This window comes from Cytophagaceae bacterium, assembly GCA_016722655.1.
In the GTDB taxonomy this organism is placed as follows: domain Bacteria; phylum Bacteroidota; class Bacteroidia; order Cytophagales; family Spirosomataceae; genus Leadbetterella.
On record JADKIR010000004.1, the window covers coordinates 252,810 to 268,194 of the forward strand.

Sequence of the window (15,385 nt, forward strand, 5' to 3'; positions counted from 1 at the left end):
ACGATTTAGTTAATTAATTTTAAATTTCTAAATTATTATGCAACCCTTTTAAAAATCATTTCATCTATAATTCAAAAAACCACTCATCACAAAATCACAACCACTTATGTATTACTCATTACCTTGTATTACATAATACTATACGTTTGCAGAAGAATTACAAATTAGAAAAAGCTATTACAAAAATGAAAAAGTTATTACTTACCCTTATTGGGGTATTGAGTGGAATTATTGTGTTCGCTCAAAAAAGCGGGGAAGTGTCGGGAACGGTTCTTGACGAAAAATCTTCGGCACTTCCTTTTACTACAGTTATGCTCCTTAAAGCTTCAGACAGCACTCTCGCCAAAGCCGTTGTGAGCGATTCTGAAGGGGCATTTAAGATTGAGAATGCAGTTTTCAACCATTATTTTCTAAAAATCTCCATGGTAGGCTATGAAGATTTTTATAGTCCCAAATTTTATCTAAATGAACAAAATGGCTCTTTCAAATTAGAACCTATTAAAATGGCGGTTCAGACAAATGCTCTGAAAGAGTTATCGGTAACTGCAAAAAAGCCCTTTATCGAACAGCAGATTGACAAAACCGTTTTAAATGTTGAAAACAGCATTGTGGCAAGTGGAAGTACAGCACTTGAAGTCCTTGAAAAAGCACCGGGAGTGGTTGTCGATCAACAAAACGAGAGCATCAAACTCAAAAACAAGTCGGGGGTGATGTTTATGATTGATGGCAAAAAAAATTACCTTTCAGAAGCCGACCTGGTTCAATATCTGAAAAATATGAGCAGTGACCAAATTGCCTCGATTGAAATCATTACCAACCCTTCTTCAAAATATGATGCTTCCGGAAACTCGGGAATTATCAATATTAAGCTTAAGAAAAACCAGAATTATGGAACAAACGGCAGCTTTTCTTCCACACTTGGTACCGCTTTTGTGCCTAATTCAACCGGTGACTTAAATCGTGGTTCGGTAAATCTGAACCTCAACTATAGAAACAAAAAGTGGAATTTATTTGGGTCAACTAGCGGAAACAGAGGCTCATGGTACAATGAAAACCGTCTGCACAGAAACGTTTATTATGAAAACACAAAAAGCGTTTTTGATCAATTTAGTCAAAGAAATGGCCATGGCTTGGGCAACTCAACAAAAATCGGTGCTGATTATTTCCTAAACAAAAAAACCACGATTGGAGTGATGTCCGACATTAATCTTTGGGATGGTGAAATGGTGGGTACAGGCAACACAACCATAGCCAGTACAACAGGTGCGGAGACCATCAACAGCTCTTTGAAGCAGATTATTGGAATGGAGATGGGTAGAACAAATATTAATTCAAACTTTAATATTAAACATAACATTAATGAAAAAGGACAAGAATTAACTTTTGACATTGATTATTCAAATTTTAGAAATACTGATAATCAAAACTTTAACACATCATATTTTGATCAAAAAGGAAATACTACCAGCACATTGTTTCAACAAAGCCATACTCCAAAATATATCAATATTGTGGCTGCCAAGATTGATTATGTATTACCTTTAAAAAATCAGACTAAATTGGAGATGGGAGCCAAAACCGGATATGTTAAAACTGACAACGATTTTGGTTTTGAGTACTTGCAAGATGCACAATGGATCAACGATGCCGGCAAAAGCAATCATTTTATATATGAAGAAAACATTAACGCCGCTTACGTAAATCTGGGTAAAAACTGGAAAAAATGGGGTGTTCAAGGTGGATTAAGAGCAGAGCATACACATTCTGTGGGTAATTCTCTAACTATGAACAAAGTAGTACCAAGAGATTACTTATCGCTTTTCCCTACGATGTTTATCAATCAAAACATCAACAAAAACAATAGTATGAGATACTCATATAGCCGTCGCATTGACAGACCTAACTATGAGCAACTTAATCCGTTTTTATTCTTCCTTGATCCTTATACCTACGAAGAAGGAAATCCGTTTTTACAGCCACAGTTTACCGACAATTTTGAGCTAAACTATACTTACAAAGACTCATATTCTGTGGGATTAGGATATTCAAAAACCCGTGACATGATGACACAAATTACAGAGCAAAATGACACAACCAGAGTGACTTATGCCATTCAGCGGAATTTGCAACAATTTGAAAATTATTCAATGAACCTTTCGTTTCCGGTTACAGTCCGAAAATGGTGGATTATGCAAAATAATTTTAGCTTATATTACGGTAAATTCCTGGATGAAAATCTCTTGGGTGGTAGATTAGACGCCGGGCAGTTAGCTTATAATTTTTATACTTCCTCTACTTTTACTTTGCCTAAAAACTGGTCGGCTGAGTTTAATATGTGGTATAACAGCCCAAGTCTGGGTGGAATTTTTACGGGTACCAAACCGCAATATGCTATTAATGGAGGTATTCAGAAGTCTATTTTCAACAAAAAAGGCCGAATAAAACTAAGTGGTAATGATCTCTTTTTGACTTCATTCTGGAATGGAGCCGTAAAATATCAAAACATGGATTTTACAATCAAAAACCGTTGGACCAGCCGCAGAGTATCACTTACATTTTCTTATAATTTCGGAAATCAAAATGTAAAAAATGCACGAAACAGAAAAACTGCCAATGATGACCTGAAAAACAGAGCTGGTGGCAATCAAGGATAAAGTTTGGTAAAAAAATAGATTTTATAAAACCCCAAAAATTTTGGGGTTTTATTTTTTTTTGTGCTTAACAGGTACTTTTTGATACTATTTTGACACATACTTCTATATAATATACAATATTTGCCAAATCCTAAAATCTGTCCTAAAATTATTTGTCATAGTAAATATTTGATTGACAATTCTTTGTTACTTTTAAGACCACATTTAAATAAATAATACAATACAATTCATTAATAATTAGAATTTAATTCCCGGAATAAATTGTAATAATTGGTTTCGATTTTATTATTCTGACATTCTTACTATTTCCCAAATGAAAACCCTGTTCTCCATTACTTTCTATTTTGTTTTGACATTGTATATCATTCTGGTTTTTTTTGATATCCCCAATCGCCAACTTTTCACTACTATGTCTTTGATACCGATTTTGTCACTATGGTTTTTTGCAGAAGGTGAGTATCCAAAAAACGTGAAATTCTGGATGACTTTGGTTTTCACTTTTATGTTTATTGGATTTTCTACCGGCCAATTAATTACCAGAGAGGAAGACTTCATAGCAAAAAATACAATTTTCGATATTGCCGAATTTCTATTTTTAATGCCGGTTATTTTTCATTTGGGATTAAATCAACAAAAAAATATCACCCATGAAGTATTGAAGTTTGTGATTGTGGCTGCAATAAGTTTGCTGTTTATTTTACTTTTTTTCGAACTTTTTAGTTTTCCGGAACAAATCGTCGTTTTTATAAGGATCTTACAACTAGGGTTGTTTTTTGGTTGGACCTGGCGAAACCCAAAAATTCATTCTAATGTAAATCTAAGTTTATTTGTACTAGTATTTGCTAACATCCTTTTTGTATTGCTATATGCCCGTATTCTAAATTTCAACGAGGAATTGTTTGTAACTCCAACGTTTTTTATTTCAAAATATTTATTAGTTTCAGGACTAATCAATTCATTCCAAAGAATTTAGTTAAATAATATTTTTAGAAAACTCAAAAATATTTCCCAAAAACTTCTACAATGCACCCGGAAACCAAAGAGAATCCTAAGTCGATGGGTCCAATTTTAATGGTTTTCAAATAGCCGAAACTTAAATCATTTCAGATAATATTTAAAGGCAAATAGCACACATTTTCAATTAAATATCACAGGCTTTTTTCAAAATAAAATAGCGACAGAATTCCCATTGGCTTTTTTGGATTAAATTTAGCGGCAAATAGTAATCAGACATGAATTTACAACAAATAGAATACATCCTGGCAGTAGATAAGCACCGGCACTTTGCCAGAGCTGCCGAAGCCTCATTTGTAACTCAACCCACATTGAGTATGATGATCCAAAAACTGGAGGATGAGCTGGATGTGAAGATATTTGACCGTTCCAGGCAACCTGTAGTTCCAACCGAAATAGGCGAAAAAATTCTTGCAAAAGCCCGAAAAGTAATTTATGAATTAGAAGAATTTAAAAATATTGTAAAAACAGAAAAAGGGATAATCAGCGGAGAAATAAGGTTAGGAGTGATTCCAACAATTGCTCCGTATCTTTTACCTATGTTTTTACAAAGTTTTAGTAAAAAATATGAAAACTTAAAACTGATTATTTCAGAAAATGTTACAGATACCATACTAGCCAAACTCAAAACCGGGGAGATAGACGCAGGAATAATGGTGATGCCTGATGATGGAGAAAATTACCATGAGTACGAATTGTATTATGAGCCATTTGTGGTGTATTCGACCCGACCTTTTAACAAGGAATATCTTTTGGCTGAAGACATCGATACCGAAGAGCTTTTGTTGCTGGAAGAAGGCCATTGTTTCAGAACTCAGATCCTGAAATTTTGCGAGCTCACCAAACAAAAAAATACCAGAATTGAATACAGCTCAGGTAGCCTTGAAACACTCAAAAACCTCACAGACAAGCAATTGGGAATAACCATATTGCCCGAAATGGCTACCCTTGACTTTGGACCCAACGAAAGAAAAAAACTTAAATATTTTGCCGAACCCCAACCTTACCGAAAGGTAAGTATTATTACTCATCGTGATTTTCTGAAAAGACGGCTAATTAGTCTTTTACAGGAAGGAATTCTGGAGCAGGTTCCTGAAAAATTTAAAAAACAAAGTGGCCAGGAGATTTCCTTTTCCCGAAAAACTTAATACTTTAAACCCAAATATCTAAATAAGATATGGGCTGCATGGCTTAAATACTTCAAGATAAAATCTATTGAGATATTTAGGTTAAAAAATAAAATATCAGGAAGTTACAAAAGTTGCTGTTAATAGTATATATAAAAAAAACCATTAAGTAGCATGAAAAAATTAACTTTTATTGCCATAATGCTGGCACTTAGTTTGGCAGCTTGCACAGTACAGGGAAGTGGAAAAGCCAGAACCAAAAATTTACAACTTACAAGTATTTATCTCGAAAGTGGAAACATCGAAAATGGCACTTTTCAAAACGAACCAAGCATGGTATTTAAATCAGGCGGTTTCTTCAAACCTGAACACAGAGCTATCGGTGCAGTAAGTACTAACTCTAGTTGTAAACCTAACGGTTACCAGGACAATCAGGGATATCTTTACGTATTTGAAGGTGGGGGCATTCCTACTGAAATGCAAGATATTCAAAAAGCAAGTACATCCATCAAAAACGCAGTTTGGGTCGAAACGCCCGGTTATGAGCTACCTTATGATACTTTGATTTGTCAAAGAAAGCCGATTTTCACCTTCAGACCAGCCGGAAAAACTCCAAGATTTGAAACCGAAGTTTCGGGCATAAAAATATATAAGATAAAAAATGAGGTGATAGTAGAAGATTACACCCAATTTCTGGATTATCATAAAACAGCCAACCGAAATATCGCCGATGCAGTTGATTTGATTAATACTTTGAAATTAAATGCTGCTGATTATCAAATCAATAGTTCAAGAAGCGGGCTGGTAATTACCAATGGAAAAATTGATCGGGAAAGAAGTTCTGAAACGGCATTTAATACAATGGACAAAATCACTTTCTCCTCCCAAAAGGCAAATCTTCCAACCTATCAGCTGCGGGTATTTTTAATTAAAAAAACAATCCCGGAACTCGATAATCTTTATGAAATACGGGAAGGCAAGAAGGTTTTAAAAGATGGAATAGAAGAAACTTTTTTTAATGTAATCAAACAAAACTATCTTAGAAGCTTCAGAGTGGATATGATCCAAGATTATGATTGCGACCCCTGTTTTAAAATACAACAATCAGGTCAAAAGTCCAGTCTTAAAACTTTGAGAATTCAGGATGAGAAAGATCCTCCCTTACCTTTGATTGAAGGATGATAATTTGAAAAAACAGGTACACATATTAACAGTTTTATTATCTTTGGTCTGGTCAGCTTCGATGGCCGGACCAAAGGTGGTTAATGATTTGCACAAAAAAGTATTTCAGATTTACCAAAATCTCCGAACTGCCAAAATATCCCCAACCCAGGCAATTACTACTTTAGAAACGCTGGAAAAACAAAACAACTGGCAAAACAAAGATATTGGGTTAAACATAAAGTTATTCAAAGCTTTAGGCTTTTATCTTTCAAATCAGACCGAAAAATCAGCATTAGAATGTATTTCAGGCCTGGAAAAAATTAAAGAGTCAGGTTACAAAAACGACACCCTGCATTTTAAGTTGCTGTCAGACCTGGGCTATTATTACAATGCCCGGTTTGATTTCGAAAATGCCTTGAGCTGCTTTGACCAGGGAGCCGTTTTGCTTTCTAAAAACCCAAAAATTAAGTCTTATTTAAAAGAATATACCATTGCATATTTTACCAATTATAGCAGGCTTCAACGTGAAAAAGGTGACCCACATAAAAGCATTTTATTGCTCAACGAGGCACTCACATTGACAAATACCAAAGAAACAGAATACTATAAGTTATTTATATTTAAAGCATTAGCAACTAACTATTTTTTAATAGCCGAAATTGAAAAAGCCAAACTCTACTATCAGCAAGCTTTAAAAATTGCTAAAAAAGGTGAAGAAAAATGTGAAATTGAGCTTTCATTGGCTCAAATTTATTTGAAACAAAACAAAGCCGAAGAAGCCAAAACACAAATCATTAACGCCAGGAAAAACCTTCTCAAATCAGCATTTAAGGAAGCCGGGGCTCAGTTCCCCGCACTTGAAATGGCCATTGAGGCAAAATGGGCTAAACATTATTTTATTAAAAACAACAAGGCTGAATGTACCACCCATTGCCGTAATGTGATACAAATTTCAAATGCTAAATTTGGGAATGAAAAAGGCCCTCATGTAGCAGATGCTTACATGATGCTGGCGAAAATTTCAACAATAAAAAATGCAGAGGTCTTTTTTGAAAAAAGTATAAAGTCTTGTTTTGCTGGCGAAAAAATTGAAATTCAAAACCTGATTTCGGTAGAAAAATATATTGAAATTTTGTGGGAAAAAGCGGAATACTATTTTCAAACCAAACACCCAAAGAAAGATGAGGCAATATTGTCGGCCGTAAAGGCAGTAAACCAAATAAAAAGTAGCCTCGAAGAAGATGATTCAAAGCTTTATTTTTTGAAAGCTAAATCAGATTTCTATGAAAAAGCCATCGTAATGATTTCGCCTGAAAACATAGCGGGTATTTTCAAAATAATGGAATACAGCAAAGCGGCACTTATTTCTGATGTTTTGAAAAAAAATCAATTCAAAGCTTCCACGATTGCTAAAGACCTGATAAAGAAAGAATTATTAATAAAAAGAGAAATAAATAAATATCGTTTAAAGCTAAACAACGCCAATTCTTTAGCCGAAAAGAAAACCAATGAAATTAAGATAAGGGAGGCACAAATAGCATTAACCAATATTCAAACCGAAATAAGAATAAAAAGCCCCAATTATCAAAAACAAGTCAATACACTCGATAGCGTAGAAATTTCTGCAATAAAAAATGCACTGAAGCCTGATCAGGCGATATTGAGTTTTTACTATTCTGAAAACAAAATCGGGATTATGTGTATTGGGAAAAACTATACGAATTTTAGATTATTGACAAATACTCCTACAATAGAATCAAAACTAAAAAAATTATTAAAAGAGATTAATACCAATCCGGGTATTTCGGAATTTGATGACAAAAACATAGCAAAAGACTTATATCGGGTATTTTTCGATGGTTTTGAAAAAGAATTGAAAAACATAAAGCAACTGGTGGTAATCAGAGACGGGCTGTTGCAATACCTGCCCTTTGAAGTTTTAGTTGACCAAAATGGAAAGTTTTTAATTGAAAAATATGAATTTCAATATGGCTGGTCGGCAAATATCTGGAAAATTGATAAAAATGACGATTCGCCTTCACACCGCAGCGGACTAATGGCGATAGCTCCATTTACATCTGAAAATGCTTCCGGTAAGGTTGCAGATGAATTAAAACCTCTTTTGGCTTCTAAAAAAGAGGTAGAACAAATCGGTGGCGACATATTTCTGGAGAAAAAAGCAAAAAAAGATCTGTTTTTTAAGAATTATCAAAACTATGACATTATACATTTTGCCACACATGCCCAACTTAACGATACAGACCCAAATCTCTCATTCATAGCATTTTACCCTGATGAAAAAGAAAGTAAGCTTTTCACCCAGGAACTCTTTGATTTGAATTTTGATAAAACCCAATTGGTAGTTTTATCGGCTTGTGAAGGCGGTTATGGGTATAATCAAAAAGGCGAGGGTCTCATGTCTCTGGCACGGGCGTTTGCATATGCGGGTTGCCCGTCAGTCATAAGTACCCTCTGGAAAGCCAACGACGAGACTTCGGCCTTTATCGCTGCGAATATCCACAAATACCTAAAAAAAGGATACAACAAAGCTAAAGCTGTGCAACAGGCCAAGCTAGATTTACTTCACAACGAAGACTTTGGGCAATACGATCACCCTTATTTTTGGTCAAACTTTATTTTGATTGGAAACGACAAACCAATAGATATCAACTTATTTGAAAACTTTAAAAAAGAGATTTTCTGGATATTGGCTTTCCTTATTGCAATTGCACTCAGATGGTATTACATCAGCAGAAAATCAAAAAAGTAAACGGGCTCTGAGCTTGATTTTGTCAGAAAAAGAAATCTTGTATTTAAAGTCAGCATCTGCCTCTATTTCTCTAAAAAGCTTACCTGCCTTTGTTTTATCGGTTTCAGCGAGGGCCACAACTTCCAGCCATCTTGCCAGGTCACGGTAATATTTCCGGAGATTTTCTGAGTTTTTAATGACAGAAAAAGCCTGAGCTGCTTCTTTGTCTTTGCCATCAATCAACAATTGTTGTGCATCTTTAAACATCTGAAAGTCAACCAAATCAGCTTTACTTATATTGGTTTCGCTGCCACGCTCCTGCATAGTCAGTGCACCCGGAATGCTAATATTGGAAACATTAAAATATACAAACAGAGCCACCGAAGCTGCTATACCTGTAATGGCTATTTTTGGCCAGGAAATAATCCTGCTTTTAGGAGTACTATCGATTTTCCATTCAGTGAGGACCTCATTTTGTATGGCTTTAATTTTTTCTCTAAGCTGCAATCTTCCCGGCAATTCTTTCAATACTTTGATTTTGCCAAAGTTTTCCTGCCAAGCTTTGTCAGTACGCAGTTTTTCTTCGACTTCCACAATCTGAATGCCATCGAGGTGTCCAAGTATATAAGCTTCCAATATTTCAAGTTCCTGATCTGTCATACGTTAGATTTTCGTAAGGATATTTTTCAGGCATTTGCTTTTGGCGTTTCTGACTACTTGCTCATTTTCGTATAGCCCCTCTTCTACCAGTACATTTGCCATCTCTTTTATGCTATATCCAAGTCCATAGACCATTTGTAATATTCTTTTGCAATTTTTTCCTATTTGCTCAAAAATCTCCAGATAACGATTCCAGGTTTCACTTTCCGAAATCATCACAGACACATCCTGATCAATATACTCATTATCAGCACCATAGCTCATCTCTCGCATACTTCTCGCTTCTTCTGAGGATATATATTTCATCATAATGTTTTTTGAAACCACCCTTAAATAGGCTGAAATTGAAGTATTTTCTTTTAATGAAAATTTTTCAGAAAGTACGTTGGAAACAAAAACTTCAATGGTTTCCCAGATAATATCGTCGGGAGTTTTGGAGCGTTCTATTTTGAATGAACTCCTTAAAATACCGAGAAGTAAAGATTTATTTTGGGTATAAAGGGCATAAATGGCATCGTCCTGTTGCTTACCCCCAGCTTTGAGGGCAAAAACAATTTCAGAGTCCGAAAAGAAATTGGCCATTTAAATTACAGTAGTCAAGGTTTGTACAAATTTATCGGGTGACCCTGATATTAAAAATTATTATTAAAAAAAAATGCCGCTAAATAAAAAACTAATTCATAAAAGCATGATTATCAACACATTATGAATTATGTTAAAAAAATACAGAAAATATCTAAAAGTGTGAGTTACAAAAATTAAAACAGCAGGGATACATCCATATACACCCAAAATAATGGTAACATGGAAACTCAAATACACGTCGGAGGAAGATTAAGTATTAACCCTCAAAGAATTATCCGTCTGAAGGGCGACATAAATTATACTACCATATATTACTCAGACGGAAAAAAGAAAACGGTAGTAGCAACAACTCTCAAAAAAATCCAGAGTCGCCTTGAGCCTTTCCCGTACTTTTTTCGCATTTCACGCAATACCATAATAAACCTAAATTGTATTGATCAGATCAGAGACAACGATATCCTGTTGATAACGGGTGATATAGAAAGGGCATCGAGACGCAGAAAAAGAGATTTCTTTGGACAAATGTTGCTTGCTGCCAATTAAAATCAGGTACGTAGATTTAAGATTAAATATGAAAAAGGCTACTAAATCTTCAACTTTTGTTTTTTATAAATTTTAAATTCAAATTCACTGAAATTAAATATTCCAGTTTTCAAAATATGGTTTCTCTTAAAAATTGAGTAGCTATTCAATGTTTTGAAATTTCTTTCCAAATGATTTCTTTCTGATTTTCAGCAAATTATTTCAAAAAAAGATTTAACAAATATTTTCTTTTTGATTTTTTTTGCTCTTTTTTGATTTTCAAATTCAATCAAAAGATTAAATCCAAAAATCAGAATCTAAATACACTTCACAGATTTTTTGAAAAAGATTGCAGAAATACAATCGAAAACTATAAACAAAAACCCTAAAAGAACAGAATAAAAAATGAAGCCCAATGGATTAAAAATTGTGTTTTTAATAATACAATTGTTTGTCTCCGGCATAATTTGGAGTCAAAACCCTAAACCAAAAAGTATAAAAATTGATGGGATAGGCCAGCAGGTCATTTCGAAAAACCAGGACTCTATTTTTATCAAAGGAATCACCAATTTCCTGGAAATCACTTTTGACCAAAGCCCTGATTCGATTGTATATCAACTTGTTGGATATGATGAAAAATTACAATCCTGCCCATATCCGCATTTGCGATATACCAATCTCCCCGGGGGTGATTTTCAATTAAAGTACAGATTTTCAGGTTCGAAAACATTTTCAGTCATACATGTAAGTGTACTACAGGCCATCTGGCAGAAATGGTGGTTTTTCCCAATGATTATTGCCTATGTATTATTGGTAGTCGGCGTGGTGGTATTTTTCTTTTTCCAGAATAATTACCGGCAAAAACTCAAGTTGCAATTGCTTCGCAACAAGATTTCGGCAGACTTGCACGATGAAGTGGGCTCCAACCTGAGCAGTATTGCCATTTTCTCTGAAGTTTTGAAGAAAAAAATTCCTGAAAATGATATCGAGCTAAAACCCATCATAGATAAAATAATTGACAATTCTAAAGAATCAGTAGGTCTGATGCAAGACACTGTATGGACCCTGAACCCCAAAAATGACACACCGGAAAGGCTTTTTGCAAAAATCGAAAGTTTAGCCCGCCAGGTACTTTCTGCCAAAGGAATCATGTACTCTCAATCGGTCAATATTAATCCTTTGCAACTCAAACTCGACATGGAAAACCGCAAAAACCTATATTTGATCCTTAAGGAAGGCATTAATAATATTTGTAAACATTCCGGAGCCAAATCGGCCTCTTTGCATATTTCTGAAAATAAAGGAAAAATAATTTTTATTCTAAGCGACGACGGAAATGGCTTTGATATCAGTCAAAACCAGGAAGGAAACGGACTCCGAAATTTTAAAGAACGAGCCGAGGAATCGGGTTTTGGTTTAACTATTAACAGCACAAATGGAAATGGAACGATTCTAAGTATTGTGGTTTCTCCCTAATATTAGTGATTTTTTGGAAGATGCGAATGTTTCAATTTTGTAGAAAAAAAAACAGAAACAAATGGTCGCGGCGGAAAGAATACATTACAACAATAGTTTCACATCAATAATGAGCCAAAGAATGATAAGAGTGGTTTTGTTTGAAGACAATAAGAATTTTAGAGAAAGCCTCTCGCTATATCTGGCGGGCAATGAAAATATTTGGTTGATTGGCAATTTCCCTGATGCAAGAGAAGCGGTAAGTATCGTAAAAAAGCACAAGCCCGACGTGGTGCTTATGGACATCGAAATGCCCCACAAAACCGGCCTGATGGCTATGGCGGAGATAAAACAGGTCTTTCCCGACACCAAAATCCTGATACAAACTGTGTTTGAAGACGAAGACCGGATTTTCCAGGCAATTTGTGGGGGGGCTTCGGGTTACATTGTGAAGTCACCCGACCCTGAAAAGTATGTACAGGCCATAAGAGAAGTACATGAAGGGGGCTCGGCTTTGTCACCGACGATTGCATCGAAAGTGATGAAATTGTTCCAAAACCAGTTTGTGAAGTCGCAAAACACCTTTGTGGACCTCACCCAACGGGAAAAAGACGTGCTGGCATGTATGGTAAAAGGCCTGAGCTACAAACTCATAGCCGACGCCTGTGGTATCAGCTACTCGACAGTCAATACCCACGTGAAGCACATTTACGAAAAACTTCACGTCAACTCGGCACCGGAGGCCATCATCAAGGCCATAGAGATGCGACTGGTCTGAAGGGTTTTTTGGTGAGTTTATAAATGCCGATGGCCCAGAGGGTGTAAGCGATAGGGTCAACCAAGCTTGAAATAATACCGATGATAAAAGCCAAATCGTCGGAAATTGGAATGGCGGCACTAAAAAGAGGTACGAGAATTAGATTTGAGATATTAAAAAGCAGGAAGCCTAAGTTTATCCAGTGAATGGGTTCATTAGTTAGGGTTTTGACTTTGGGAGAGTTGTAAAGATTTTTTAAAGTAAACAGAGTAAGAGAAAGTGTAATAAGGTTTTTTAGTGGAAATAACTTAGGGCTGGTTGGCGGCCACGGTTCCCGATAAAGTTGGAATAATGAACCAAAAATATAAACCCCAATCAGGGCTAAATAAATATTGGAGATCGACTTTTTCAATTTTAAAAACCGAAAATAAAAAATTGTAGATACTACCAATGCAAAAGTAGAATATAAATAATTGATAAAAATTGTGTTTTTTACACCAAAATATGGAAGCAATGCAGTAAAAATCTCAATGGAGAAATAACCTATCAGGAGAAAGTAGAAAACCCTGTATTCTTCTTTTACAAAATTGCGGTTCCAAATAGTATAGATAGTTAAAATTAATAAAAAAAACACAGCCAAATTACCAACATTGAGATAAAGCCAGTACAAAGTTTTTGAATATAGAAATATCATAAATTACAATTTTAATAACGTAAAATACCAAAAAAATGAATGTAAAATCAAATTTAAAGGATCTTTTAACCAGAGATGGAAGGGAAAAAAGAATTAAAGAATTAGCAAAGAAAATCAAAATCACGTCTGGTGAGCAAAAAGAACTGGAAATTCTGCAATATGCCGAAAACTATAATATGGAGTTGCCATTCGGAGCATTGATACCAAAAAGAATGATTTTAAAAACCCTTTTTCAGGATGTTGCCGATTTTCAGTCAACTTCAAAGTCTGATAAATGGGATTATATGGTGGTGAATATGGGATTTAACAAAAGCAAAAATTTAAAAACTATTACTGAGAAAGTAAGACCCATATTTTCGTTTTATAAAGGAGAATACCCCGACCTCACTTTGGTTGATACTGAAGAAATACTGCCGTCGGAAGGTCATGGAGACGGATTCGGAAAAACCACCCCACCTCCCAGCAATTAATATGAAAAAAGTGGTGTTTTTATTACTTTGGGCATCAGTAGTCAATGCCCAAAGTAATATTGAGTATGCATTGATAAAAAACATTAAGCCCAGAGGTCAGATTACTAAATCAACCTGCTGGGCTGCTTGTATTGAAATGCTCGAAAACTCAGCAGGAATCAGAAGAGAGTTTCAATTGGAATATATTAATAAAAAGCTCAAAGAAAATTATACCTACAAGAACTTCCGGAGTATCAGTGATCCAAAAACACTTGTCGAAGGTATTGCTCCTGGAGGCCTTTACGACCTGCTTGATTCCAGGAAAAATAAATGTGATAGTACCGAAACTCTTGATTGGAATAAGATAAAACAGAATTTTAGAAATAAAAATGCCAACCCAATTATTGTTTACAAGGACAACAATATTAGTAAACCCAGTCCTCATTTTTTCATGATAACTGGTTATCTTGAAACGCAGAGCAATTCAAAGTCAAGCACAAAATATCTGCTAATCAATGACCCATGGGTGAAAAATCTTGATACTCTGGGCATTAATTATGCTCTTAATTACGATTTACTAGATAGTAGTCAATTAAGCGGCAAACAAAAATTTTTCTATAATTTCTCTCAGAAAAGCTTGAATCCGGTGGACACTTCAGAGGTTTCATTTCCAGGGCTTCCATCTACCCGACAAAGAAAGAAATTCTTACAATCTAAAAAGAGATTGTCTATAAAATACGCCAGAAGTAGTATTTCTTCCTTGCCGAAATACAAGACTTCATTTAATCAGTACATCTTCGGAAATGATTCAATGACAGTCGATGAGGGAATGGAAGTAACTTACCTTAAAGATAAGGATTTTGAAAATTTGAGTAAACTGGAATTTTTGATTTTATCAAACTCCGAAAATCAAACCTCATATTACAATAGTGTTAAAAAAAATGGAGAAACAAAATTTGTGTATGTAAGCACCAATGATGCATACGCAAAAAAATTTACTGCAATGACCGAAAGGATAGAACCGTATGAAACCTCGGTGGTTAATGTACTGGACAATCTCGAAGTTAAATCAGACAGCCCCGATACCACTGCACCTAAACCGCCTAGAATGTCGGCATTTGTTTCTCAAAACAATTTTGCAAACAGGGTAGCTCAAAGGCCGGAAATTCCGACTGTAGAGATGCCGGAAATTGACATGGACTTTCATAAAATTTTTTACTACAAATCTTACAAAAGCAACCCTGACTTTTTACTTATCCCGCTAAAAAATAAATCAGAAAGAAAATATATTTTGATTGATTTGTTCAATCTTATCCCGAAAGCCGATTTGACAAATATTAAGGTTAACGCTATCAGAAATTTCGAAAACCCAATCAAGATTAAGCATTTTAATTACAAGCCTTACCTACTTGAGTTTAACCAGGAAAGTTTTGCGTTATTACAAAAGCTGGTTTTGGCTAATTAATTCTTTTAAAACTATAAAAAGCATCACCTGTAATTATCTCGGGTGATGCTTTTTTTATTCCATCCCGGCTTTTAATCTCCCTAATATTAG

13 protein-coding genes are annotated in these 15,385 nt (G+C 35.0%); 10 read left to right on the forward strand and 3 right to left on the reverse strand.

Translation table 11 applies throughout. From position 1 onward, the window contains the following. Positions 1 to 185: 185 nt before the first annotated feature. From IPP61_01805 to IPP61_01825, 5 genes are all read left to right on the forward strand, one after another. Positions 186 to 2,654 carry an outer membrane beta-barrel protein gene (locus tag IPP61_01805; protein MBL0323906.1) on the forward strand — a complete coding sequence of 823 codons (2,469 nt, stop codon included), beginning with the start codon at positions 186 to 188 and terminating at the stop codon, positions 2,652 to 2,654. A gap of 313 nt (positions 2,655 to 2,967) precedes the next feature. Continuing rightward, positions 2,968 to 3,627 carry a hypothetical protein gene (locus tag IPP61_01810; protein MBL0323907.1) on the forward strand — a complete coding sequence of 220 codons (660 nt, stop codon included), beginning with the start codon at positions 2,968 to 2,970 and terminating at the stop codon, positions 3,625 to 3,627. Between the two features lie 259 nt (positions 3,628 to 3,886). After that, positions 3,887 to 4,816, forward strand: a complete 930-nt coding sequence (locus IPP61_01815; protein MBL0323908.1) for a LysR family transcriptional regulator — start codon at positions 3,887 to 3,889, stop codon at positions 4,814 to 4,816. Between the two features lie 153 nt (positions 4,817 to 4,969). Next, a complete protein-coding gene (locus tag IPP61_01820; protein MBL0323909.1) occupies positions 4,970 to 5,977 on the forward strand; it encodes a hypothetical protein in 1,008 nt (335 codons plus the stop codon). 4 nt (positions 5,978 to 5,981) lie between these two features. Further along, positions 5,982 to 8,729, forward strand: coding sequence for a CHAT domain-containing protein (locus IPP61_01825; GenBank protein ID MBL0323910.1), 2,748 nt, complete (start codon positions 5,982 to 5,984; stop codon positions 8,727 to 8,729). On the opposite strand, the gene IPP61_01830 is transcribed toward IPP61_01825, so the two are convergent. Together IPP61_01830 and IPP61_01835 are read right to left on the reverse strand one after the other, a co-directional pair. Further along, positions 8,718 to 9,368, reverse strand: a complete 651-nt coding sequence (locus IPP61_01830; protein ID MBL0323911.1) for a hypothetical protein — start codon at positions 9,366 to 9,368, stop codon at positions 8,718 to 8,720. The genes IPP61_01825 and IPP61_01830 overlap by 12 nt on opposite strands. 3 nt (positions 9,369 to 9,371) lie before the next feature. Continuing rightward, positions 9,372 to 9,950: a sigma-70 family RNA polymerase sigma factor gene (locus IPP61_01835; protein MBL0323912.1), complete on the reverse strand. Its 579-nt coding sequence runs from the start codon at positions 9,948 to 9,950 to the stop codon at positions 9,372 to 9,374. A gap of 222 nt (positions 9,951 to 10,172) precedes the next feature. Here IPP61_01835 and IPP61_01840 point away from each other — a divergent pair, with 222 nt between their 5' ends. The 3 genes from IPP61_01840 (at position 10,173) to IPP61_01850 (ending at position 12,708) form a co-directional block, all read left to right on the forward strand. Then, the gene (locus IPP61_01840; protein ID MBL0323913.1) at positions 10,173 to 10,496 is read left to right on the forward strand and encodes a LytTR family transcriptional regulator; all 324 of its coding nucleotides are present in this window, start codon (positions 10,173 to 10,175) and stop codon (positions 10,494 to 10,496) included. Positions 10,497 to 10,880: 384 nt separating this feature from the next. Beyond that, the gene (locus IPP61_01845) at positions 10,881 to 11,951 is read left to right on the forward strand and encodes a hypothetical protein (GenBank protein MBL0323914.1); all 1,071 of its coding nucleotides are present in this window, start codon (positions 10,881 to 10,883) and stop codon (positions 11,949 to 11,951) included. Positions 11,952 to 12,072: 121 nt separating this feature from the next. Continuing rightward, positions 12,073 to 12,708, forward strand: coding sequence for a response regulator transcription factor (locus tag IPP61_01850; protein ID MBL0323915.1), 636 nt, complete (start codon positions 12,073 to 12,075; stop codon positions 12,706 to 12,708). Here the strand turns inward: IPP61_01850 and IPP61_01855 are convergent. After that, on the reverse strand, positions 12,680 to 13,381 hold the full coding sequence (locus tag IPP61_01855) for a hypothetical protein (GenBank protein ID MBL0323916.1): 702 nt from the start codon (positions 13,379 to 13,381) through the stop codon (positions 12,680 to 12,682). The two genes, IPP61_01850 and IPP61_01855, sit on opposite strands and share 29 nt — an antisense overlap. Positions 13,382 to 13,416: 35 nt before the next feature. On the opposite strand from IPP61_01855, the gene IPP61_01860 reads away from it, so the two are divergent. Together IPP61_01860 and IPP61_01865 are read left to right on the forward strand one after the other, a co-directional pair. Beyond that, a complete protein-coding gene (locus IPP61_01860; GenBank protein MBL0323917.1) occupies positions 13,417 to 13,851 on the forward strand; it encodes a hypothetical protein in 435 nt (144 codons plus the stop codon). A 1-nt stretch (position 13,852) separates the two neighbouring features. Continuing rightward, complete coding sequence (locus tag IPP61_01865) at positions 13,853 to 15,295, forward strand: hypothetical protein (protein MBL0323918.1); 1,443 nt, start codon at positions 13,853 to 13,855, stop codon at positions 15,293 to 15,295. The last annotated feature ends 90 nt before the right edge of the window (positions 15,296 to 15,385 follow it).